Here is a 24,485-nt window from a genome sequence, read left to right as displayed (position 1 = left end):
TTGTTTTTATTTCAAAAATAATAAAATTATTTATTCTATTTCAGATACTCTCAATGTGTTGACCATTCCTTTGTCAGCCACCGGCATCGCAGCCAAATTGATAAGCATATCCCCTTTTTTCACATACCCATTGGCTTTGGCAATTTCGTTCACATCACCAACGGTATCGTCAGTACTTACGAATTTGTCATAGTAAAAAGCATTCACTCCCCAAAGCAAATTCAACTGAGTCAAAATTCGTTTGTTGGATGTATACACCAAAATGTGTGCTTTTGGTCGCCAAGCCGAAATTTGAAAAGCCGTATACCCACTGTTCGTTAAAGTAGAAATAGCTTTAGCTTTAATATCATTAGCCATAGTAGCGGCATGATAACAAATAGATTTAGTAATAAAACGTTTCGTTCTAACGTGAGGCGGATTTTGTGGCACTATGATTAGCGGAGAATCTTCTACCGCTTCAATGATTTGAGTCATTTTTTCAATCACTTCTACCGGATAATTCCCAACCGAAGTTTCCCCCGAAAGCATTACCGCATCGGCACCGTCCATAACAGAATTGGCCACGTCATTTACCTCAGCACGGGTTGGAGTCAAACTGGTAATCATGGTTTCCATCATTTGGGTAGCCACGATTACAGGTATTCTGGCTGTTTTGGCTCGGTGAATTAATTTCTTCTGAATCAACGGTACTTCGTGTGCGGGAATTTCTACTCCAAGATCCCCACGAGCTACCATCAAACCATCACAAAAGGCTACAATTTTATCAATATTTTCAACCGCTTCCGGTTTTTCTATTTTGGCCACAATCGGAATTTTATAATCCGAATGTTTAGCAATTAAGTCTTGTAATTCTTCTAAATCTTTTGGAGTTCTTACGAAAGAAAGCGCAATCCAATCTACTTTTTGTTCAATGGCAAAAAGCGCATCTTTAATGTCTTTTTTAGTCAAAGCCGGTAAGGAAACTTTCGTATTCGGCAAGTTTACTCCTTTTTTCGATTTTAACGGACCGCCCTGAATTACTTTACAAACTACCTCAGTAGTCCCATTAGTTTCCAATGCTTCAAACATTAATTTCCCATCATCCAAAAGAATTTTTTCTCCCGGATTTACGTCTCTTGGAAATTCTTTATAGTTCATGTAAACGCGTTCCTTAGTTCCCGGAACATCGTCTGCCGTTTGGAAAGTGATAATATCTCCCGGTTTTACAACCACGTCTTCTTTCATCACCCCTACACGCAATTTTGGTCCTTGTAAATCTGCCAAAATCCCGGTAGTATATCCAAACTCATCATTCAATCCTCTGATAATATTGATTCTTTCTTTTACGTCTTCGTAATCGGCATGAGAGAAATTAACGCGAAACACGTTCACTCCGGCATCAATCATTTTCTTAATCACTTCTCTCGAACTACATGCAGGCCCCAGCGTGGCTACAATCTTAGTTTTTTTTCTTGTTGGCATTATCCTTAAAAAATTAAATTATTTTTCGATTTTATTTTTTCAACCTCAACAGTGTAAACGGTACTCACCCTGTCGATTTTTTTGATACAATTTGTAATTTTTGACACATCCAGAACCGCCTCGGCATTTTCAATTTTTAAAAAGTAATCTACTTTTTTAAACTCCGGTATCAAATAGATTTTAGTCGAAAATTTGGCACTGCTCTCCGCAAACAACCCTTGATTTCCGGTTGGCGACGCTACAAAAACAGCATTTTGATTTTGAATTAAATTCCAAGAAATGTCCTTTTTTTCATCTTCAAAAATAAACCGCGTAAATTGGGTATCGCCTTCTTTACTGCTGATTTGAATGTTACAATTGCTTTTTTTGAGATTGATAGGCAAATTTTGATTGATATAATACGCCAATCGATAATCCTCTAAAGGCGAATGAATAGCAATCAACTGATAATCTATTTCGTCAAACTCATCCCAATGCAATTTGTGAATGGCCATACCTTGCAATTTAAGGTGTAAATATAGTATATCTGTTACAGATTATCATTAACACGGGATAGAGTTAACGATATTTTATGAACGAAAACGTTATAGTTTTTTGAGAATCTGTATTATTTTTTGTTAATTTTTTCTTGAAATGCAAAATACGCGCGTTGAGAGGCTTTTTCTTCTGCTTTCTTTTTGGAAGTGGCACGGGCTTTGGCCACCACTTTATGGTCGATGCTTAGCTTTACTCCAAAATATTTTTGCCCGTCATTACCATTGTCATCAAACACATCGTAATGAAACGATTTCTTTTCTTTCTGACACCATTCAATCAGTAAGCTTTTGTAACTGATGACTTTGCCTTCCAGTTTTTCAATGTCAACATACGGGGTAATAACGCTTCTTTGGATGAATTTTTCACAAAAATCATAACCTTTGTCCAAAAATATGGCGCCCACTAACGCTTCAAAAATATTGCCGTGAATGTTCTCACCAAAGTGTTGCGTAGGCACTTTACTTTCTACAAATCGGATTAAGTTTAGGTCTCTTCCCAATTCGTTTAGGTGCTCGCGACTCACAATTTTGGAACGCATTTTAGTCAGATAGCCCTCGTCACCGGCAGGTGCTTTTTTATACAAATGTGCTGCAATTACGGCACTTAACATGGCGTCACCCAGAAATTCCAGACGCTCATAATTCATCGGATTGCCTTTCAAATCGGTTCGGTTGGTCGAACGATGGGTGAAGGCTTTTTCGTAGTAGATTATGGTTTGGGGCGTAAAACCTATTACTTTTTCAATTTCTTTAAAAAAAATCCCGTCCTCAGTTGAACGGGAATTTTTAAATATTTTTTTTAGAATTCTCATCTAAAGTTTAGTCTTCTAATTTTTTAAATAGAACGCAAGCGTTATGACCTCCGAAACCGAAAGTGTTACTCATAGCAACCTTAACCTCTCTTTTTTGAGCTTTGTTTAAAGTCAAATTTAAACTCGGATCAATGTTTTCATCCACTACCGTATGGTTGATAGTTGGAGGCACAATACCGTGTTTCATCGCTAATATCGAAGCAATAGCTTCAATAGCACCGGCAGCACCTAGTAAGTGACCTGTCATTGATTTGGTTGAATTGATGTTGATGTTTTTAGCATGGCTACCAAAAACAGCACTAATCGCTTTCAACTCGGCCACATCACCTAGTGGTGTCGATGTTCCGTGGGTATTGATATGATCTACTTGGTCAGGCGACATTCCCGCATCACGCAAGGTATTTTCCATAACAGCAATTACACCAATCCCTTCCGGATGTGGAGCCGTTAAGTGATAAGCATCCGATGACATTCCGCCACCGCCGACTTCACAATATATTTTAGCACCACGGGCTTTAGCATGTTCATATTCTTCTAAAACCAAAGCACCCGCACCTTCTCCTAAAACAAATCCGTCACGGGTAGCATCAAAAGGTCTTGACGCCGTTTCCGGACTTTCATTTCGGGTAGACAAGGCTTGCATAGAGTTAAATCCACCCATACCGGCAATCGTTACCGCTGCTTCCGAACCACCCGAGATGATAACATCACACATTCCTAAACGAATATAGTTGAAAGCATCAATCAGCGCATTGGCCGAAGAAGCACAAGCGGAAACAGTAGTATAGTTAGGTCCCATAAACCCATTTCGCATCGAAATGTGAGCAGGAGCGATATCGGCTATCATTTTCGGAATAAAGAACGGATTGAATCTTGGCGTTCCGTCACCCTTAGCATAACTGATTACTTCTTCTTGAAAAGTTTCCAATCCGCCAATTCCGGCACCCCAAATTACGCCTACTCTTTGTTTGTTTACATTGGTATCGGTAATCCCTGCATCTTTAATAGCTTCTTCGCTGGCTGCTATAGCATATTGAGCGAATTTGTCCATTCTACGGGATTCTTTACGATCCATATAGTCTTCGATGTTGAAGTTTTTGACTTCGCAGGCAAATTTTGTTTTATGTTTTTCGGTATCATAATAGGTAATGGGTGCAGCACCACTTTTCCCGTTTACAAGAGCATTCCAATAGTCTTCTATGGAATTTCCAATGGGCGTTAGCGCACCTAAACCTGTTACTACAACTCGCTTTAATGCCATAATGTTTTTTTTACTAGTGTATTTAAACAAATAATACCCATGTTTTCTTCAAATTTAATCATTAAAGAGACAAGGGTATTTCAATATTTTTTAGATTGAATGTCAATCAGTTTTACTCTTTTCAGTAAAAATAATAAAAACCCCGTGAAAAATTGGATTTCTCACGGGTGAATTATTATTATTTTTTTGCTTCTTCGATGTAAGAAATAGCTTGACCTACAGTAGCAATGTTCTCTGCTTGGTCGTCCGGAATTTGGATATCAAATTCTTTTTCGAATTCCATAATCAACTCAACAGTGTCTAATGAATCAGCGCCTAAATCATTGGTGAAGCTTGCTTCTGTTACAACTTCGTTTTCGTCAACGCCTAATTTGTCTACAATAATCGCTTTTACTCTTGATGCAATGTCTGACATAATTTCTAAATTTTTAATTTTAATTGTTGGCAAAAATAAAAAACTTTATTTTAAAACAACCTTTTTGTTACTAAATGTGTTCACGAAATTAAAAAATTTATTTCAAAATCTTACATTACGATGGTTTTAATTCGGGTAATTATGCTTTTTTTTGTGCTGTCAAATTTGATTTCCCCATGAAAAAGATTTTGCTTTTTGCTTCCGGCGCCGGTTCTAATGTTGAAAACATCATTCAATACTTTAAAAATAAGGAAGATGTGGCTATAGCAGGCGTGTTTTCCAACAATCCCGAGGCCAAAGTTTTAGAAAAAGCCCAAGCACACCAGGTTCCGACTACCGTTTTCAATCGAGCTGAATTAAACGAAGGGGCTGTGCTGCAGCAAATCAGGAAAATACAACCCGATTTGATTGTGTTGGCCGGTTTTTTATGGAAAATGCCCGAAGCGATTGTGCATGAATATCCAAACCAAATCATCAACATTCATCCGGCTTTGTTACCAAAATACGGAGGTAAAGGCATGTATGGCATGAAAGTACACCAAGCCATTTTAGACAATAACGAAAAAGAAACCGGCATCACCATTCATTATGTAAACGAACAGTATGACGAAGGCGAATTCATACTGCAACAAGCCGTAAATATCGAAGATTGTAAATCTCCGGAAGAAATTGCCGCCAAAGTACATCAATTGGAACATATTCATTTTCCTCAAATTATAGAAAAACTCCTTATTACTAATCCCTAATCCCTTTTCACTTGAGTCACCAAGTCCACATCTATACTGATGGCGCCGCCAAAGGAAATCCCGGAAACGGAGGCTATGGCGTGGTGATGGAATTGGTAGGCACCTCCTATAAAAAAGAATTTTACGAAGGCTTTCGACACACGACCAACAACCGAATGGAATTATTAGCCGTAATTGTAGGTTTAGAAAAAATAACAAAACCCAATATGAAAGTGTTGGTGGTTTCTGATTCAAAATACGTGGTAGATGCCGTAGAAAAAAAATGGGTTTTCGGATGGGAAAAGAAAAACTTTGCCGGCAAAAAAAACCCCGACCTATGGATACGATTCCTCAAAGTATACCGCCAACACCAAGTCGATTTCAAATGGATTAAAGGCCACAACAACCATCCGCAAAACGAACGTTGTGACGAATTGGCTGTCATGGCTTCCATGCAGGAAAAACTATCAATAGATGCATTTTACGAAAGAGAAGAAAGCAAACTATTGTAATTTACAGCACCATTACCAAAAGACCGAAAATGGTAAAAGTCACCACTCTCACAAAAATATTTTTAAAGTATACAGCGTTCTCTCCTTCTTTTGATTTGGTAAAATTCAGATAAGAAGCAACAGCTATTGGCAAACAAGTAACAAGTCCGAAAATAAGTACCATCATGGCTCCCGTCCAATGCATGACTTTAAATTCACATCCAATAACAAGTGTTGACAACAGTAAACCCGATACAATAGAGAACCCCACGGTTTTTCCATCTATTTTCTTGTCGCTCAAAAAGTAGAATCCAAACGGAAAATACAACAATGCCAATAATGTCATTGGCAACACAGTCAAAATAGTCCCTCCCGGTATATGGAAGTTTCTTAAAATTAATCCAACAACTAAAATGGCCGCAACGATTTTTTCGGTTCTCATATCTTAATTTTTAAAAAACAAACCTACACATTCTTACATAACTTTGCAACTATGAAACTTTCGACTTATCTTTGCGCCTTTAATTTGAAACCCTAAGAATGAACAAATTACTTATAGTAGGAACAGTAGCTTTTGACGCTATCGAAACCCCTTTCGGAAAAACAGACAAAATATTGGGCGGAGCAGGAACTTTCATTGGTTTATCAGCCTCTCATTTTAACTTACAATCAGCTATCGTATCGGTAGTGGGTGACGATTTCCCACAAGAATACCTTGATTTATTAACGGCAAGAAATATTGATATTTCAGGACTTGAAGTGGTTAAAGGCGGCAAAACCTTCTTTTGGAGCGGCCGTTACCATAACGATATGAACTCCAGAGATACTTTGGCAACTGAACTAAATGTATTAGCTGATTTTAACCCGATAGTACCGGAAAACTTTAAAGAGGCTGACGTAGTAATGTTAGGAAACTTGCACCCAATCGTTCAAACAGGTGTGTTGAACCAAATGACAAAAAAACCAAAGTTAGTCGTATTAGACACTATGAACTTTTGGATGGATTGTGCTTTGCCTGAATTGTTAGACGTAATCAAACGCGTTGACGTGATTACCATTAACGATGAAGAAGCCCGTCAATTATCAGGAGAGTACTCTTTGGTAAAAGCGGCTGCTAAAATTCACACTATGGGACCTAAGTATGTAGTGATTAAAAAAGGAGAGCACGGTGCTTTAATTTTCCATGACGAACATATTTTCTTTGCTCCGGCTTTACCTTTGGCGGATGTATTCGATCCAACCGGTGCCGGTGATACTTTTGCAGGTGGCTTTGCCGGATTCATTACCCAACAAGGCGACATTTCATTTGAAACCATGAAAACCGCTATCATTCAAGGCTCCAACTTAGCGTCTTTCTGCGTAGAGAAATTCGGAACCGAAAGAATGCTCGAGCTGAAAAAAGAAGAAGTGAACCAACGCTTGAAACAATTCAAAGCTTTAACACAATTTGAAATAGAAATACAATAAATTTATGCCTCGAAACTTTCGGGGCTTTTTTTATACTAAAAAACACTAAACAAACAACTTACAACCCTGCGAACAAATCACAGTTTGTTCCTAAACAACACAACAACTACTATGAGCGACGCCATTAAACACGAATGTGGAATTGCCCTTTTACGATTAAAAAAACCGTTAGCCTTTTACAAAGAAAAATACGGCTCGGCTTTTTACGGCATACAAAAAATGTACCTGCTGATGGAGAAGCAACACAACCGCGGCCAAGACGGTGCCGGTTTTGCTTCTATCAAATTTGATGTCGAACCCGGTGAACGTTACATCAGCCGGGTACGCTCCAACCAAGCACAACCCATTCAAGACATTTTTGCCCAAATCAACGAAAGAATCAACGAAGAACTAAGTCTGCATCCGGAATACCAGGAAGATGTGCAGCTCCAAAAAGAAAACATCCCCTACATAGGTGAATTGTTTTTAGGCCATGTGCGTTACGGAACGTTTGGTAAAAACAGTATTGAAAGCGTTCATCCTTTTTTGCGTCAAAACAATTGGATGCACCGAAACCTCATCGTGGCCGGAAACTTCAACATGACTAACGTAACCGAACTCTTTAATAGCTTAGTTGAATTGGGACAACACCCAAAAGAAATGGCAGACACCGTTACGGTTATGGAAAAAATAGGCCATTTCCTGGATGATGAAGTAACCGATTTATACCAGGAATGTAAAAACAACGGCTTGTCTAAAAGAGAAGCTTCGCCGGTGATTGCCGAGAAATTAGACTTAGCCAAAATATTAAAAAAAGCCTCCAAAGGTTGGGACGGCGGTTATGCCATGGCAGGTTTGCTGGGTCATGGTGATGCGTTTGTTTTCAGAGACCCTGCCGGGATTCGTCCGGCTTATTTTTATGAAGATGACGAAATTGTTGTCGTAGCCTCAGAAAGACCGGTCATACAAACAGTTTTTAATGTTTCGTTTGAAAAGGTACAGGAATTACAACCGGGTCATGCTTTAATCGTAAAGAAGAACGGTGTCATTTCCGAAGAAGAAATCATCACCCCCACCATAAAGAAAGCCTGTTCGTTTGAACGCATTTATTTTTCTCGTGGTAGTGATGCCGAAATTTATCAAGAACGAAAAGAATTAGGAAAACTAATCCTGCCTGCCGTTTTAGAAGCCATCGATAACGATACTGACAATGCGGTTTTCTCCTATATTCCAAACACAGCCGAAACCTCATTCTACGGAATGATAGAAGCAGCCAACGATTTTTTGAATCAAAGAAAAAATCAATTTATACTGGATAATCGAAAAACTCTGACCAAAGAAAAGCTCGAGGAGATTTTATCCGTAAAAATAAGAACAGAAAAGATTGCGATTAAAGACGCCAAGCTCAGAACCTTTATTACCGAAGACAGCAGCCGAGATGACTTAGTAGCCCACGTTTACGATGTTACTTATGGTGTGGTTAAACCAACAGACAGTTTAGTCATCATTGACGACAGTATTGTAAGAGGGACTACTTTAAAAATGAGCATCCTTAAGATGATGGATCGGTTAAATCCTAAAAAGATAGTAATCGTATCCTCAGCACCACAAATTCGGTATCCGGATTGCTACGGTATCGACATGGCAAAACTGGAAGGATTAGTGGCGTTTCAGGCGGCTTTGGCACTATTAAAAGAAAGAAATCTATACCACATCGTGGCTGAAGTTTATGCTAAATGTAAAGCACAGGCAAACTACAAAGACCACGAGGTAGTAAATTATGTAACCGAAATATACAAACCATTCACCGATCAAGAAATATCAGACAAAATAGCCGATTTATTGAATTCAGCAGACATTAAAGCCGATGTAAAAATTATCTTCCAAAACGTAGCCAATCTTCACAAGGCTTGTCCGAAAAACCTAGGAGATTGGTACTTCACCGGTGACTATCCTACCCCGGGAGGTAACCGTGTGGTAAACAAGGCTTTTATGAATTTTTACGAAGGAAAAAATGCTCGAGCATACTAAAATTTTAACATTTTTTGAAGTTAAACGATTATTGTTGCCGTTTATCTGAATTTTTTGTTTTCTGGTTTTCAATGCGTTTACATTTGTCATTACCATAGCATTAGTAGGTTAAGTTTATGGTAGATTTGGGGCAAAAAGGGTGAAAAGAAATTTTCACCTTTTTTATTTTACAAAACTTTGGAAAATCCTCAAAAAAAGTTAAACGATTATACTTGCCGTTTATCTAATTTATTTTTTTAACAAGAGTCACTCCTATACATTTGAACCACCATAGCATTAGTAGGTTAAGTTTATGGTAGATTTGGGGCAAAAAGGGTGAAAAGAAATTTTCACCTTTTTTATTTTACAGCAGCCTGAAAATCATTAAAAAAAGAAGGTTACACTCTCATTTGCCTATCATCCCAATATATTTTTAACAAAAACTCTTGTTTTTTAGACGGTTGTCCTTAGTTTTGTCCTACCATAGTATTTAGTAGGTTAAGTTTATGGTAGATTTGGGGCAAACAGGTGGAAGCAATTCCGCCTGTTTATTTTTACAGCTATTCCAAAAAAAAACCGATTGCTTTCACAATCGGTCTTCTTCTTCAGAAAATTTCTTTCTTTTATTTTTCCGTAGCGTACAATCTGGCTACTTCTGTCCAATTAATTACATTAAAGAAGGCTTCTATATAATCAGGACGACGGTTTTGATAGTTCAGGTAGTAAGCGTGTTCCCATACGTCCATTCCTAGAATCGGGAAACCACCACAACCGGTATCCGGCATTAACGGATTATCCTGATTTGGTGTTGAACACACTTCCAGTTTTCCTCCTTTGTGCACACACAACCAAGCCCATCCTGAACCGAAACGTGTAGCACCGGCTTTGGCAAACAAGGCTTTGAATTCTTCAAATGATTTAAAATCTCTTTCAATAGCGGCCAATAAATCTCCTGATGGTAAACCACCTGCATTCGGAGCCATTACTCTCCAAAACAAATTGTGATTGTAATGTCCGCCACCGTTATTTCTAACAGCAGCATTCTTCATGTCAAGATTGATTAAAATATTCTCTATCGTTAATCCCTCCAAATCGGTTCCTGCAATAGCTGCATTTAAATTGGTAACGTAAGCATTGTGGTGTTTTGAATGATGTATCTCCATTGTTCTGGCATCAATATGTGGTTCTAATGCATCGTATGCATAAGGCAATTGTGGCAATTCAAAGCTCATGATATTTTTTATTTAAGTTATTTTATAAAAGTAATCCAAATTTATACATTTAACTTTACAAAATGAAATACATTTATTATATAATTATAACTTAAAATTATAGCACCTGTAAAATGAATTTTGACCGTCAACCGACACATTTGCATAACGAACAAATTCGCTTAGTTCCTTTACAGGAAAACGATTTTGAAGTCTTGTATGCGGTAGCTTCCGACCCATTAGTTTGGGAACAGCATCCTAATAAACTTCGGTATCAACGTGATGTTTTTCAGAATTACTTTGAAGGGGCTTTGATGTCCGAAGGGGCTTTCTTAATTCGTGACACAAACACCCATGAAGTGGTCGGCAGCAGTCGGTTTTATGATTATGACGAAAAAGAACATTCCGTATTGATTGGCTATACTTTCATTGGACGTAAATTTTGGGGCACCGGTCATAACAAAGCATTGAAAAAACTAATGCTCGATTATGCATTTCGTTATGTAGACAAAGTGTATTTTCACATTGGCGCTTTCAACATTCGTTCCCAAAAAGCCATAGAAAAAATCGGCGCAATAAAAGTAGATGAGTTTGAAGTCGAATATTATGGCGAAGATTCCAAGTTGAATTTTGTTTATTTAATCACAAAACCCTAATGCAAAAACCAGCTTTCTCCATATACGATGCTTCCGCCGGTTCCGGTAAAACTTATACTTTGGTAAAAGAGTATCTGAAAATTATTCTATTGTCCAAAAAACCCGATGCTTATCGCAATATTCTTGCTATCACGTTTACCAATAAAGCGGTTCACGAAATGAAAAGCCGTGTCATAGACAGTCTTTCTGAATTTGCCAAAGTAAACCCTTCCGCCAAAGCCTTGTTATTGATGCAGGACATTCAAGCAGAAACCGGATTATCCTTGGCCACCATTACCGAAAAAGCCAAGAGCATTATCAAAAACCTGATTCACAATTATGCCGCTTTTGACATTTCGACCATTGATAAATTTACGCACAAAGTTATTCGGGCCTTTGCTCACGATTTGAATTTACCCATCACTTTTGAAGTGTCATTGGATACCGAAACCTTATTAACTGAAGCCATTGACGCTATTATTGCCCAAGCCGGCGAAGATGAAACGTTGACCAATTTGCTGGTCGATTTTACCATGGAAAAAACCGATGATGATAAATCTTGGGACGTGTCGCGCGACATTATGGAAACCGGCAAGTTGATTTTAAACGAAAACAACCGCGAAGAAGTGGCTCATTTTCACAGCAAAACCATAGTCGAATTTATTGAAATCAAAAACAAACTCACTGAACTTTGCGCACAAATAGAAGCTGAAACAGTCGAATTAGCAGCGGAAGCTTTACTTTTAATAACAAAAAATGGTATCGACAGCAAATCTTTTTCAAGAGAAACTTTTCCAAACCATTTGAAAAGTATAGTAGACAAAAATTTCAATCCAAAAAACAAAACATTTCATCAGTTTGAAGATATCGCCATAAATAAAACCGCTTCTGACCGAACGATTATTGAAAGCATCATTCCTGATTTACTCGAAATCTTGTCTTCGATTTATAAAAAAATGGAGAAAAAGAATTTCTACGAAGCATTTCTCAAAAATATTACGCCTCTTTCGTTGCTGAATACCGTTAGTAATGAATTGGCCAAAATCCAAAAAGAACAAAATGTACTTTCTATTGCCGAGTTCAACAAGCTGATTAACGAACAGATTCAAAACCAGCCGGCGCCATTTATTTACGAACGCTTGGGCGAAAAGTACCGCCATTTTTTTATTGATGAATTTCAGGATACTTCTGAAATGCAGTGGCAAAACCTTATTCCATTGATTGACAATGCACTCGCCAGCGAAGATTTGAATGGAGAACAGGGTTCGTTGATGATAGTTGGTGATCCGAAACAATCTATCTACCGTTGGCGTGGTGGAAAAGCAGAACAGTTTATTGAACTTAGTAAAACCAAAAATCCTTTTGTAAATCCAAGTAAGGAGTTATTTTCATTAGGAACCAATTACCGAAGTTATTCCGAAGTCATTGCTTTTAATAATAAGTTCTTTGGTTTTTTGGCTGATGAATTCTCGAATGAAGATTATAAAGATTTGTACCAAAATCATAGTCATCAAAAGTTCAATCCCAAAACAGGAGGTTACGTCAACATTTCTTTTGTTCCCAAAATTGAAAAAGATATCTTTGAGGAAGAAGAAACTTTAGCTAAAAACGAGTTGTATTTACAAGCCACTTTACAAAAGATTGGTCAAGTTCAACAAAAGGGTTTCCGTTATAAAGACATTGTAATTCTGACTCGAAAAAAAGCACACGGCACTGCAGTCGCGAATTATTTAACCGAAAACGGTATTCCGATTTTGTCCTCGGAAAGTTTATTACTTGGTGCGTCTTCAGAAGTGCAAAGTATAATTAACGTTTTGCGTTTTTTGAAAAACAATAACGATTTACAATCGAAAGCTAATTTTCTTTACTACTTGGCTTCCCATCAAGAAGTATTGGCGATTCACGATTTCATTGCTCAAGGCATGGAACAAAGTAAAGAAGACGATTTTCAAGCATGGTTATCAAGCTTTGGAATTGATTTTTCATTTCAACATATTCGAAAAAAATCGTTGTATGAAGCTACCGAAATCATCATCGCCAAAATGATTCCAATGGTAAAACGAAACGCTTATGTGCAATTCTTTTTGGATATTGTTTTGGAACGCGATATTAAGAACCAAGCCGGAGTTTCGGATTTTCTGTATTATTGGGATAACAACTCTGAAAAATTAAGCATCCCATCACCGGAAGGCAATGACGCAGTTCGCATTATGACTATTCACAAGTCGAAAGGATTAGAATTTCCGGTAGTTATTTTCCCTTTTGCCGAAGAGGATTACAGCAAAGGTCCCCGTGAAAAAATGTGGCTCAATGCCGATGAAGAAGAGGTAGGTTTACCCAAAGCTTTAGTTGACAAAAACAGCAAAGTTGAAGCTTATGGCGAAGCAGCATCTTTGGTTTACCAACAAAAAAAGCAAGAAGAACTACTGGACAACATCAATGTGTTGTATGTAGCCTTAACTCGTGCCGAAGAACAATTACATATTATTTCCGGGATGCAGAGCAGAAGCAAAACATCGGGCGAATATCCAAACAATATGGCAACGTTTTTCATCAAGTTTTTAGCAAATGATTTTGAAGAAAACAAATTGGTTTATTCTTTTGGCAATCCTGAAAAACTATCAGAGACTAAAGAACTTCTAGACGCAACGCAAACCATTCCACAATTGGCGGCCACTTTAAATCCGAAGCATATCAAAATTGCCCAACGCGAAAGTTTGATGTGGAATACCAAACAGCAAAAAGCTATTGAATACGGGAATATTCTACACGAAATTTTATCTTTTGTTAAAACTAAAGAGGATATTGATTTGGCTCTAATTAAAGCCATAGAAAACGGATTAATCATTACTTCACAAAAAGAAACAGTAGAAAAAACAATTCGGGAGATAGTCTATCATGAGGATTTGCAACTGTTTTTCTCTAATCAAAATACTGTTTTAAACGAAAAGACCATCATTCAAAAAGAAGGAAGCTTAGTAAAACCGGACAGGATGGTTATCAATCAGAACCAAGAAATTTATTTATTAGATTACAAAACCGGAGTACATCAAGCCAAATACACTGCACAATTGGAAAATTACCAAAATGCTATTGAAAAAATGGGGTTTAAAGTCACTAAAAAGACATTAGTTTATATTGGGGAAAGGCTGGAAATAGTAAATTTGTAAGCTAAACAAACTACAAACAATTACCATGTACGGAAAAATTCAACAACACTTACAAAACGAACTGAATACCATTGAGCAAAACGGTATTTTTAAGAGAGAAAGAATTATTACTTCACCACAAGGAGCGGAAATTACTGTAAACGGCAAAACGGTTTTGAACTTTTGTGCCAATAACTATTTGGGCTTATCCTCACACCCCGAAGTAATTCAGGCAGCGAAAGATGCTTTAGATTCTCATGGTTTCGGAATGTCATCAGTACGTTTCATCTGCGGAACACAAGATATTCATAAAACATTGGAACAAAAAATAGCCAATTTCTACGGCACCGAAGACACCATTTTGTATGCTGCCGCTTTTGATGCTAATGGCGGTGTTTTCGAACCTTTATTGGGCGAAGAAGACTGTATTATTTCGGATAGTTTGAATCATGCTTCCATTATTGACGGGGTTCGTTTGTGCAAAGCAGCGCGTTATCGTTATGAAAATTCCAACATGGAAGATTTGGAAAATCAATTGAAAAAAGCGGTAGAAGCCGGACATCGTTTCAAACTTATCGTTACTGATGGTGTTTTCTCTATGGATGGCTTGGTGGCCCCATTAGACAAAATCTGTGATTTAGCCGATCAATATGACGCTTTGGTTATGGTGGATGAATGTCATGCCGCCGGATTCATTGGGGCTACCGGAAAAGGCACACTGGAAGCCAAAGGCGTAATGGGCAGAGTGGACATCATCACCGGAACTTTAGGAAAAGCATTAGGTGGTGCTATGGGAGGTTACACTACAGCCAAGAAAGAAGTGATTGAAATTTTACGTCAGCGTTCGCGCCCTTATTTGTTTTCTAATTCTTTAGCTCCCGCTATAGTTGGGGCTTCCATCAAGGTCTTCGAACTTTTAGAAAAAGACACGACCTTGAGAGATAAACTCGAATGGAACACCAACTATTTCAAAGCCGGTATGAAAGCGGCAGGGCTTGATATCATTGACGGTGACTCAGCCATAGTACCGGTTATGCTTTATGACGCTAAGTTATCACAAATCATGGCGGATGAGTTATTAAAAAAGGGTATTTACGTAATTGGATTCTTTTATCCGGTAGTGCCTAAAGACAAAGCCCGAATCAGAGTTCAATTATCTGCGGCTCATACAAAGGAACATTTAGATCAGGCCATAAATGCATTTACAGAAGTTGGAAAGATGCTAAAGGTTATTTAATTAAGTGCCTGATTTCCATAATTTATCGGAATGCTTATATAATTTCCATATTTTAACCATAACATTTTGATATTATATTAATACGTATTACTTTTGCTCTATTATAATTATTATAATCTAATCAAATTAAGTATGAAACATCTTAACAAATTATTCGTTGTTATGCTATTGTTGGCTGGTTTCAGCTCACAAGCTCAAGACAGCAACAATCCTTGGGCGATTTCGTTTGGGGTTAACGCAGTAGACACAAGAGTTAGTGCTGCATCTAAATTAGAAGATCAGTTATCACAGTATTTTAATGCTAAAGACAACTGGAACATTCTTCCTTCAGTGTCGTATGTCAACGTGTCTAAGTACGTTGGTGACAATTTCTCATTCGGTGTTACCGGATCGGTAAACAAAATTACGAAGTATGTACTTCCAAGAGTAGCTGAAGGTCCTTATGAAGTAGTAAATCCTGGTGATTTAAACTATTATGCGTTTGATGGAGTAATCAACTATAGTTTAATGAATTTGATTAAATCTAAAACTATCGATCCATCTATCCACATTGGTGGAGGTTACACCTGGTTTGGTGACGATGCTCATGCTGGTACATTAAACGGAGGTTTAGGGTTAACTTACTGGTTCACTGAAACTGTAGGTTTATCTGTTCGTTCTACTTACAAACAATCTTTCGAAGATGTACGTGAAGATATGCCATCTCACATGCAACACTTTGCTGGTCTTACTTTCAAATTTGGTGGAAAAGATACAGATGGTGACGGAATTTATGACAAAGACGACGCTTGTCCTGAAGTAGCTGGTTTAAAACAATTCAACGGTTGTCCTGATACAGATGCTGACGGAATTGCTGATAAAGATGATGCTTGTCCTGAAATCGCTGGTCCTGCTGAATTCAACGGTTGTCCTGATACAGACGGTGACGGAATTGCTGATAAAGATGATGCTTGTCCTGAAGTGGCTGGTTTGAAATCTTTAGGTGGATGTCCTGATGCTGACGGTGACGGAATCACTGACAAATCGGATAAATGTCCAGAAGTAAAAGGTCCAAAAGAAAACGCAGGTTGTCCTTGGCCAGATAGAGATGGTGATAAAGTTTTAGATAAAGATGACAAATGTCCGGATGTAGCTGGTACTGTAGCTAACAACGGTTGTCCTGAAGTATCTGACGAAGTAGTTAAAAGATTAAATGACTACGCTAAAACTATCTTGTTCAACTCAGGTAAAGCAACTTTTCAACAACAAACTTACCCAGTATTACAATCAATCACTGCAATCTTAAAAGAATACCCTTCTTCTAAATTCAGTATTGAAGGTCACACGGATAGTGATGGTAAAGACGCTGCTAACCAAAAATTATCTGAAGACAGAGCTGCTGCCGTTAAAAATTACTTAATTGAAAACGGTATCGCTTCTGACAGATTATCATCTGTAGGTTTCGGTGAATCTAAACCAATCGATACCAACAAAACTAAAGCTGGTAAAGCTAACAACAGAAGAGTTGAAGTGAAATTAGTAAAATAATTTCCTCTCAAAATACTTTCTAAAAAACGCTCCGAATTCGGGGCGTTTTTTTATTTTTATAGCATGTCTAAACCCACCTTTCTTCACCAACTTGCTCAGGAAATTTTAAAGACCCATTCTGATACCTTATCAGAATTAATTATTGTCTTACCCAATAAAAGAGCGAAAGTTTTCCTGTTAGAAGAATTCAAAAAGTTAGTGACCGGTAATAGTTTTGCACCAGACATCATCAGCATTGAAGAATTCATCCAAGACATTGCAGGCATTCGCTCCATTGACAGCGTTGAAATACTTTTCGAATTTTATGAAGTCTATCTTTCCATAACCGAAAAAACCAACAAGAATCTTTTGAAACCTTTGCCAATTGGGCCAAAACGTTATTACAAGATTTCAATGAAATAGACCGCTACTTACTTGATCCGAATCATGTGCTGAAATACCTTGAAAACATCAAAGAAATAGAACATTGGGCGGTTGACATCAACAAAAGAACGGAGCTGATAGAAAACTATTTGCTCTTTTGGAAAAAACTTCCTGAATACTATGACGCTCTTTACAACTGCCTACTTAACAAAGGCATCGGCTATCAGGGTTTAATTTATCGAGAAGCAGTTGAAAACCTGAACCATTTTTCTGAAAACAATAACAGTCAATTTGTCTTTGCCGGATTCAATGCGCTTAATCAGGCAGAGGAAAAGATTATTCAGCATTTATTAGCTTTAGATAAAGCCAAAATATATTGGGACATCGACGAAACTTTGTTGCACGATAGATTCCATGATGCTGGGTTGTTTCAACGCAAATTTAAATCGGATTGGATTTACTATAAAACACATCCTTACGAATGGATGGTCAACGATTTTACTGAAACCAAAAACATTCAGGTGATTGCTACGTCCAAATCTATTGGTCAGGCTAAAATTGCCGGAAGCATTATTGAAAAACACGCTAAGGAATCCGGCACCAATTTGCAAAATGTAGCATTGGTACTGGGAGAAGAGAATCTTTTGCTTCCGGTTTTGCATTCGTTACCCAATACTGTTGATGCTTTGAATATCACCATGGGATTCTCAAGCAAAAACAATCCGGCACAGTTGCTTATCAGCAAATTATTCAAGCTACACAACAACGCCTTAGCCAGAAACCCTATTAATTATGTGTTGTATTATAAAGATGTGTTAGACATCTTAACCCATCCGTTGATTGAGCCGTTTGTGTATGCCGGTGATTTAGTAAACAAAATCAATAAGAATAACTATTCCTTTATTAGTCATAAAAAGCTACAGGAACTCCATCCCGATGGCAACGAATTATTTCAATTGTTGTTTCAAAAATGGGACACCACTGCGGTGGCTGTTTTAGAGAATTTGTCGCAAATCTTACTTCAAATTAAAGCCAACCTGAGCTACGAAAACGAAGAAGAAAAAATCACTCATGCCTTTGTCTATTCGGTTTTTAAAGTCATTAACAAAATGACTTCCTATTTTGAGCAACATCAAATGATAGATGATCTCAAAACCCTTCACGCTATTTACAAACAAGTAATAGACATGGCAGAAGTTTCCTTTGAAGGGGAACCGCTAACCGGTTTACAAATCATGGGCGTGTTAGAAAGTCGCGTACTTGATTTTGAAACCGTTATCATCACCTCAGTCAATGAAGGAAAGTTCCCGGCCGGTAAAAGCACCAATTCGTTTATACCATATGATGTAAAACGGGAATTGGGTTTACCGACTTACAAAGAAAAGGACGCCATTTACACCTATCACTTCTATCATTTGCTACAACGCGCCAAAAACATTTATCTGATTTATAATGCCGACAGCGAAGGATTTGATGCCGGAGAAAAAAGCCGCTTCATCACCCAATTGGAAGTGGAACAACAGTCGAATCATCACTTGTCTTTTCATCATTACAATCCTGATGTACCCAATATAGCACACGAACCTATTGTGATTCCCAAAACAGAAAGTGTTTTAAATCGCTTACGCGAAATTGCCGAAAAAGGATTCTCTCCTTCTTCGTTGACCACTTATATCCGTAATCCGATACAGTTTTATTTTCAACGGGTGTTGCGTATTTCGGAAACCGATGAAGTAGAAGAAAACATAGCGGTAAATACTTTGGGCACTATTATTCACGGCGCTTTGGAAGAATTGTACAAACCCTTTATCGGAAGGCTCCTGACTGTGTCGGATATTAAAAGTTGTGTGACAAAGATTGATGCTGAAGTAGTGGCACAATTTAAAGAAGTATACAAAGAAGGTGAAATCAAAAAAGGGCGAAACTTACTGGCTTTTGAAGTAGCCAAGCGCAATGTCTTGAACTTTCTTAAACTCGAACTGGAAGCTCTGGAAAAGGGTGAAGAAGTTCAAATTATAGCTTTGGAAGCTACCTTTGAAAGGGTCTTAGAAGATGCTCGTTTGCCTTTTCCGGTATTGATTAAAGGAAATGTAGACCGCATTGAACTACGCGATGGAAAAATCAGAATAATTGATTATAAAACCGGAAAGGTAGAGTTGAAAAATGTGACTTTAAAAGACTGGAACGGCTTGACCGAAGACATCAAAAACGATAAAATTATTCAGGTGCTGGCGTATGCATTTATGTTTGAACAGCAAGCTAAAGGCCTTGAGATAGAAGCCGGAATCATTTCGTTTAAGAATTTAAAATCAGGATTCTTACCCTTTAATTGCAAGCAGGACAATGTAGCCAATGCCGTAATTACAGCTGACGTAATGGAAAACTATTTAGAGCAAATCGTTGTTTTATTGCAGGAGATTTTGGATATCAACGTTCCTTTTGAGGAGAAAATCAACTAAACTTTCTTCAAAAAATCAAGTAAGACAGATTTCAATTCTTTTTCATTTTCGATGTGGGACATGTGTCCGTCAGGAAAAGTGGTGATTGTGACTTGTGTGCCTTCTATTTGGTCGATATTGTCTTCGTAGATAAGCACACCGTCTTTTTTGCCCAACACTAAATGCATCGGATAGGGTGCAAAATGGAGTATCACTTCGCGGTCTTTGCGTATTTTCATACCTTCCAGGGAAGCTACTATACCCTGCAAAGGTGTTTTCAGCGCTTGTTTCTTTACTTTTTCAATTTCTTTGGCTAAACGCTCTCGGTTGTCTTCGCTGAATAAATTAGCGATTGATATGCTGACGAAGCTGGTGTAATTTTGTTTGACACAAACTACAGCTCGGTCTCGGTTTACTTTACGCTCGGGACTATCAGCTCTTGAGGTAGAGTTTAGGAGGAATAATCCTTTAACGTGGTCGGGATACAATTCGGCGAAAGCCAGCGCTACATACCCGCCCATCGAATGACCCACCAGCACCATCTTTCTGATTTTGAGAAACAGCATCAAGGCATACAGCATATCCGCCTGATCTTCCATCACGTGAACGTAGCCCAGACATTCGGTTTCGCCATGACCTAATAAATCAACCGTGATGACACGATGCTTCTTGGCCAACTCGGGCACAAAGGCATTCCACATGCTTTTGTTTTCGAGGAACCCGTGCAATAACACTATAGCAGTGCCTTTACCTTCATCGGTATAAGCAATTTTGGTGTTTTTGTAAATGATGTGCTTAGTCACTGAGTTAAGGAACCATATTCGTTTCAAAAATAGTATTTCGTTGCGAATGCAGGAAAGGTTGTTGATAAATAAAACACCCCGTTTTCAAAGCCGGTTTATCCATACAATTTTTTATCTATTATATTTGTCTCCTAACCCTATACTAAAATCTTATGTTCACTATTTCTCAAATTAAGGAAGCGCATGCCAAAGTAAAAAGCGGTGCCGATTTCCCTCGGTATATGCAAGACATCATAGCGCTTGGTGTTACTTCGTTTGAAACGTTTGTTTTTGATAATCACACTAAATATTACGGGGCTCAGGATTATAAAATTGCTTCTGAAGGTTTTAAAGAAACACTAACTGTGGCTCATGATTGCGATAGTGAGCAATTCAAATCCGATTTAAAAGCGCACCAACAAGGCCATACCGATTATATGACTTTCCTGCAAGACTGTGCCAAATCGGGTATAGAGAAATGGATAGTGGTTATGGCTAAAATGACTTGCACCTATTATGATAGAGAAGGGAATGCTGTGTTGGTAGAAACCATTCCGACGGTTTAGTTAAAAACAAAAACGACCCACTTTAGTGAGCCGTTTGGTATTTATGCTGTTTTAGGAATTCATGATTGATTCAATCTCCTCTACTTCTATCGGAATATTTCTCATCAAGTTGAAGGCTTCTCCTTTTTCCTGAATGACCATATCGTCTTCTATTCGAATTCCAAATCCTTCGGCAGGAATATAGATGCCCGGTTCTACGGTGAAAACCATATTGGCTTGCATTGGTTCATGCAACAAACCATAATCGTGTGTATCTAAGCCCATGTGGTGTGAGGTACCGTGCATGAAGTATTTTTTGTAGGCCGGCCAATCCGGGTTTTCGTTTTGCACATCGGCTTTGTCTATTAAACCTAACCCTAATAATTCAGATGTCATGATTTTGCCCACCTCAACATGGTATTGTTTCCAAAGTGTGCCCGGTACCAGCATTTTAGTAGCTTCGTTTTTAACACGTAAAACGGCATTATACACTTCTTTTTGACGGTCGGTAAAGCGACCGGAAACCGGCACCATACGAGTCATATCGCTGGAATAGTTGGCGTATTCGGCCCCTACATCCAACAAAATCAAATCACCGGCTTTGCATTGCTGATTGTTTTCAATATAGTGCAACACGTTGGCATTGTTACCCGAAGCAATGATAGGCGTATAGGCAAATCCTTTCGAACGATTTCTCAGGAATTCGTGAGCAAACTCCGCTTCGATTTCGTATTCCATTACGTTAGGTTTAACGAAATTCAAGACACGACGGTAGCCTTTTTCAGTGATGTCGCAAGCTTTTTGGATTAAATCGAGTTCTTCACTTTCTTTAATCGAACGCAGGCGTTGCAGAATAGGATTTGACTTTTCGACTTTATGCGCCGGATAGCTTTCTTTCCACCATTTGACAAAGCGGGCTTCGCGGGTTTCGGTTTCAATAGTGGCGCGGTAGTGCTCATTGGTATTGATATACATGGTTTCGGTATAGGCCATGACCTCTTTCAAGGTTTTGTGAAAATCCTGCAACCAGATTACTGATTTGATACCGGATACCTCGAAAGCGCGGTCTTTGGTTAGCTTTTCGCCTTCCCAAATAGCAATATGTTCGTTAGTTTCTTTCAGAAAAAGAATTTCTTTCAAGTGTTCATAAGGCGCATCCGGAAAAAGCAACAATATGCTTTCCTCTTGATCCACTCCGCTTAAATAAAAAATATCGCGATGCTGGGCAAACGGCAAGGTGCTGTCGGCAGAAACCGGATAGATATCATTAGAATTGAATACAGCTACGCTGTTAGGTTTCATTTGTGCCGTAAATTTTGCTCTGTTTTTAACGAACAAATTGCGGTCTATTTGATGGTATTTCATGATTGTGAATTGTGAATTGTGAATTGTGAATTGTGAATTGTGAATTGTGAATTGTTTAGCAAAATTACGGAAAGAAGCAAACTAACTATTAGCCAAATGGCGTTTATTTTATGTTTTTACTTTTTTGCTGTACAGCAAAAGCTTTTCGTCATTTTCTTCGATTTCTTTTTCAAAGATAAAGTCCAGCTTTTCTAAAAGTGCTATTGAATTTTGGTTTTCAGGAAGGGTAATGGCCAGCATTATCTCTTGTTTCGCTTCTGTTTCTAAATACTGTAAAACGGCACTGCCGGCCTCAAAAGCAAAACCATGCTTTCCGTATTGGGGCAATAACGAAAAGCCAAAATCAGGATAATCAAGAGCGTCTCTTTTGACCAAAGTGATGATTCCAAGAGGCAACTGACTTTCTTTTAATCTGAAAACAAAATAAGTAAAGTTAGGGTTATCGACTATTTTTTGGATATAGTCTTTGGTTTCTGCTATCGTTTTAATATTTCGGTCGCCTATAAATTGCAGCCAGCCTTTGGTATTCAGCAATTCAAGGATAAATTCAGAATCATTTAATTCTAACGGTTGTATGATGAGTCGTGGGGTGATTATTATTGACATTACTCCTAAATTATTTATATCAAAACGAAAGACGGTTTGGTTTTTCCGTATCGGGCCATATGGCACTACTTTATTCTGAATAGTGAACAATAGCTTTGTACACCTTTTGTTGCTCGTTGAATTGCATGACCTCAACCGCTTTTTTTTGAGTGGCTGTATTGAGATAATAAATGCTGATTCCGTTAACACCGGTAAGTACCTCGAGTAGTTCGAACTTTAAATCGGGGATGCGTTCCAGACCTATTGTCCAGTACTTGCGCACTTCTTCTTTTCCTGCTACCAAGCCGTTACTTTGCGGATACAGTTTTATGGCCATAGGGGTTTCGATGGTAAAATCATCCGAATAGTGCGATAATATTTGATCGAGATTGTGGGAGTTCCACGAGTCTACCCATTCTTGGGCAAACTGATGAGCATAAGCAACGTTTGTCATGATTTTTTGATTTTGATGATTGAAATTCCAATTCAAAAGTAAGCAAAGCCGCATTGTTGGAATCAGCCAAATGGCGCTATTTTAAGGCTGGGCTAAAAAATTACCGTCAATGATAAGTAGTTTGACCCCAGTTGCTGAAAAGGAGCGATGCGAGCTTAAGTCATCGGAAACAATGTAAGACATCCCTTTTTGGAGTGTGAAGGTATCGCCATCCGACAACTCGCTTTCAAATTCACCTTCTAAACAGTGAACTATGTGGCCTTTGGTACACCAATGGTCTGCCAAATAACCGGCTGAGTATTCCACGATTCGCATGCGTATCCCGTCAAACTGTAGTGTTTGCCAAAAAGAAGTACCGGTTTCGCCTTTATGGACGGTTTTTTCAATCGTTGTCCAATCAATCGCAGTAAAGTGGATCTTGTTCATTATTTAATTGTTTTTCTGATACGGCTCATGTGACGAGAAGAAATGCCAAGGAAAGCGGCTAAATAGTGCAGCGGAACTTCTTGTAACAATTTGGGCTCAGAAGCCAAAAGTTTTCTGTACCGTTCTTCGGGTGTGAGCGTCAATAAATCGATACGATAATCATCAATGAGGCAAATTTGTTTTTCGAGTATGGTATAATACAGTTGGAAAAAGGCTTTGTTGTTAGTTTTTAACTTCATGAATTTTTCCAAATCGATTACCCATAACGTAGCATCCGTAAGTGCTTTGATGCTTTTGCGAGAGGGTGTTTGATTCAGAAAACTGTAAAGCGAACTGGTGACCGTGTTTTTAAGGGCAATGTAAGTGGTCTTTTCGTTACCGTCAACTTCGAGGGCATGTTGCAAAATACCATTTTCGATGTAGCAGAAATACAGACAAACTTCTCCTTCCTTGACAAAAACATCGTGTTTCTTGAGATTCAGTTGACGGAACGCTTGAATGATTTCGGTTCTTTCGTTGTCTGAATCTTCGGTCGTGGCGGCAGTTATAAAATCGATAAACGTCATTTTGTGTTATTTTACTGGAATCAAATGTAATAAAAATAGATTTTT

The 24,485-nt window shown here is 38.2% G+C and carries 24 protein-coding genes; 11 read left to right on the top strand and 13 right to left on the bottom strand.

Annotated elements, in window-relative coordinates:
• Nucleotides 1-30 precede the first annotated feature (30 nt).
• From pyk to GUU89_RS05305, 5 genes are all read right to left on the bottom strand, one after another.
• The gene (gene pyk / locus GUU89_RS05325) at nt 31-1,461 is read right to left on the bottom strand and encodes a pyruvate kinase (RefSeq protein WP_162126955.1); all 1,431 of its coding nucleotides are present in this window, start codon (nt 1,459-1,461) and stop codon (nt 31-33) included.
• A gap of 5 nt (nt 1,462-1,466) precedes the next feature.
• Nucleotides 1,467-1,955, bottom strand: coding sequence for an IPExxxVDY family protein (locus tag GUU89_RS05320; RefSeq protein ID WP_162126954.1), 489 nt, complete (start codon nt 1,953-1,955; stop codon nt 1,467-1,469).
• Between the two features lie 113 nt (nt 1,956-2,068).
• Nucleotides 2,069-2,809 carry a ribonuclease III gene (gene rnc, locus GUU89_RS05315; protein ID WP_162126953.1) on the bottom strand — a complete coding sequence of 247 codons (741 nt, stop codon included), beginning with the start codon at nt 2,807-2,809 and terminating at the stop codon, nt 2,069-2,071.
• A 7-nt stretch (nt 2,810-2,816) separates the two neighbouring features.
• Entirely contained in the window at nt 2,817-4,070 is a 1,254-nt protein-coding gene (fabF, locus tag GUU89_RS05310) for a beta-ketoacyl-ACP synthase II (RefSeq protein ID WP_162126952.1), read from the bottom strand.
• 178 nt (nt 4,071-4,248) lie between these two features.
• Nucleotides 4,249-4,485, bottom strand: a complete 237-nt coding sequence (locus GUU89_RS05305; protein WP_007137004.1) for an acyl carrier protein — start codon at nt 4,483-4,485, stop codon at nt 4,249-4,251.
• A 176-nt stretch (nt 4,486-4,661) separates the two neighbouring features.
• Between GUU89_RS05305 and purN the strand changes: the two genes are divergently transcribed.
• The gene (gene purN / locus GUU89_RS05300) at nt 4,662-5,231 is read left to right on the top strand and encodes a phosphoribosylglycinamide formyltransferase (RefSeq protein ID WP_162126951.1); all 570 of its coding nucleotides are present in this window, start codon (nt 4,662-4,664) and stop codon (nt 5,229-5,231) included.
• A gap of 11 nt (nt 5,232-5,242) precedes the next feature.
• Complete coding sequence (rnhA, locus tag GUU89_RS05295) at nt 5,243-5,722, top strand: ribonuclease HI (RefSeq protein ID WP_162126950.1); 480 nt, start codon at nt 5,243-5,245, stop codon at nt 5,720-5,722.
• A gap of 1 nt (nt 5,723) precedes the next feature.
• On the opposite strand, the gene GUU89_RS05290 is transcribed toward rnhA, so the two are convergent.
• Nucleotides 5,724-6,143, bottom strand: a complete 420-nt coding sequence (locus tag GUU89_RS05290) for a hypothetical protein (RefSeq protein WP_162126949.1) — start codon at nt 6,141-6,143, stop codon at nt 5,724-5,726.
• A 98-nt stretch (nt 6,144-6,241) separates the two neighbouring features.
• On the opposite strand from GUU89_RS05290, the gene GUU89_RS05285 reads away from it, so the two are divergent.
• The gene (locus tag GUU89_RS05285) at nt 6,242-7,168 is read left to right on the top strand and encodes a PfkB family carbohydrate kinase (RefSeq protein WP_162126948.1); all 927 of its coding nucleotides are present in this window, start codon (nt 6,242-6,244) and stop codon (nt 7,166-7,168) included.
• Nucleotides 7,169-7,279: 111 nt separating this feature from the next.
• Nucleotides 7,280-9,178, top strand: a complete 1,899-nt coding sequence (locus GUU89_RS05280; protein WP_162126947.1) for an amidophosphoribosyltransferase — start codon at nt 7,280-7,282, stop codon at nt 9,176-9,178.
• A gap of 602 nt (nt 9,179-9,780) precedes the next feature.
• Here GUU89_RS05280 and GUU89_RS05275 read toward each other — a convergent pair.
• Entirely contained in the window at nt 9,781-10,389 is a 609-nt protein-coding gene (locus tag GUU89_RS05275; protein WP_162126946.1) for a superoxide dismutase, read from the bottom strand.
• Nucleotides 10,390-10,502: 113 nt separating this feature from the next.
• Here GUU89_RS05275 and GUU89_RS05270 point away from each other — a divergent pair, with 113 nt between their 5' ends.
• The 6 genes from GUU89_RS05270 (at nt 10,503) to GUU89_RS05250 (ending at nt 19,738) form a co-directional block, all read left to right on the top strand.
• Entirely contained in the window at nt 10,503-11,024 is a 522-nt protein-coding gene (locus GUU89_RS05270; protein WP_162126945.1) for a GNAT family N-acetyltransferase, read from the top strand.
• On the top strand, nt 11,024-14,173 hold the full coding sequence (locus GUU89_RS05265) for a UvrD-helicase domain-containing protein (protein ID WP_162126944.1): 3,150 nt from the start codon (nt 11,024-11,026) through the stop codon (nt 14,171-14,173). Before GUU89_RS05270 ends, GUU89_RS05265 begins: the two co-directional genes overlap by 1 nt.
• 25 nt (nt 14,174-14,198) lie before the next feature.
• The gene (kbl, locus tag GUU89_RS05260; RefSeq protein WP_162126943.1) at nt 14,199-15,389 is read left to right on the top strand and encodes a glycine C-acetyltransferase; all 1,191 of its coding nucleotides are present in this window, start codon (nt 14,199-14,201) and stop codon (nt 15,387-15,389) included.
• A 132-nt stretch (nt 15,390-15,521) separates the two neighbouring features.
• Nucleotides 15,522-16,916, top strand: coding sequence for an OmpA family protein (locus GUU89_RS05255; protein WP_162126942.1), 1,395 nt, complete (start codon nt 15,522-15,524; stop codon nt 16,914-16,916).
• A gap of 63 nt (nt 16,917-16,979) precedes the next feature.
• Nucleotides 16,980-17,318, top strand: coding sequence for a hypothetical protein (locus GUU89_RS15260; RefSeq protein WP_317163857.1), 339 nt, complete (start codon nt 16,980-16,982; stop codon nt 17,316-17,318).
• Between the two features lie 26 nt (nt 17,319-17,344).
• Nucleotides 17,345-19,738, top strand: a complete 2,394-nt coding sequence (locus GUU89_RS05250) for a PD-(D/E)XK nuclease family protein (protein WP_317163856.1) — start codon at nt 17,345-17,347, stop codon at nt 19,736-19,738.
• Here the strand turns inward: GUU89_RS05250 and GUU89_RS05245 are convergent.
• On the bottom strand, nt 19,735-20,547 hold the full coding sequence (locus tag GUU89_RS05245) for an alpha/beta fold hydrolase (RefSeq protein ID WP_235921986.1): 813 nt from the start codon (nt 20,545-20,547) through the stop codon (nt 19,735-19,737). The two genes, GUU89_RS05250 and GUU89_RS05245, sit on opposite strands and share 4 nt — an antisense overlap.
• 125 nt (nt 20,548-20,672) lie before the next feature.
• On the opposite strand from GUU89_RS05245, the gene GUU89_RS05240 reads away from it, so the two are divergent.
• The gene (locus GUU89_RS05240) at nt 20,673-21,065 is read left to right on the top strand and encodes a DUF1398 domain-containing protein (RefSeq protein ID WP_162126941.1); all 393 of its coding nucleotides are present in this window, start codon (nt 20,673-20,675) and stop codon (nt 21,063-21,065) included.
• Between the two features lie 51 nt (nt 21,066-21,116).
• Here the strand turns inward: GUU89_RS05240 and GUU89_RS05235 are convergent, their stop codons facing one another.
• From GUU89_RS05235 to GUU89_RS05215, 5 genes are all read right to left on the bottom strand, one after another.
• Entirely contained in the window at nt 21,117-22,409 is a 1,293-nt protein-coding gene (locus GUU89_RS05235) for an aminopeptidase P family protein (protein ID WP_162126940.1), read from the bottom strand.
• Nucleotides 22,410-22,517: 108 nt separating this feature from the next.
• Nucleotides 22,518-23,015 (bottom strand): GNAT family N-acetyltransferase, encoded by a 498-nt coding sequence (locus GUU89_RS05230; RefSeq protein ID WP_162126939.1) that lies wholly within the window; start codon nt 23,013-23,015, stop codon nt 22,518-22,520.
• Between the two features lie 70 nt (nt 23,016-23,085).
• Entirely contained in the window at nt 23,086-23,448 is a 363-nt protein-coding gene (locus tag GUU89_RS05225) for a nuclear transport factor 2 family protein (RefSeq protein WP_162126938.1), read from the bottom strand.
• Between the two features lie 81 nt (nt 23,449-23,529).
• The gene (locus tag GUU89_RS05220; protein WP_162126937.1) at nt 23,530-23,874 is read right to left on the bottom strand and encodes a DHCW motif cupin fold protein; all 345 of its coding nucleotides are present in this window, start codon (nt 23,872-23,874) and stop codon (nt 23,530-23,532) included.
• On the bottom strand, nt 23,874-24,440 hold the full coding sequence (locus tag GUU89_RS05215) for a Crp/Fnr family transcriptional regulator (protein WP_162126936.1): 567 nt from the start codon (nt 24,438-24,440) through the stop codon (nt 23,874-23,876). The genes GUU89_RS05220 and GUU89_RS05215 overlap by 1 nt, the downstream gene beginning before the upstream one ends.
• Nucleotides 24,441-24,485: the final 45 nt, after the last annotated feature.

It is taken from the genome of Flavobacterium phycosphaerae, assembly GCF_010119235.1.
Classification (GTDB): Bacteria; Bacteroidota; Bacteroidia; order Flavobacteriales; family Flavobacteriaceae; genus Flavobacterium; species Flavobacterium phycosphaerae.
Note: the sequence above shows the minus strand (reverse complement) of the source record. Positions and strands in the feature narration are given on the sequence as shown.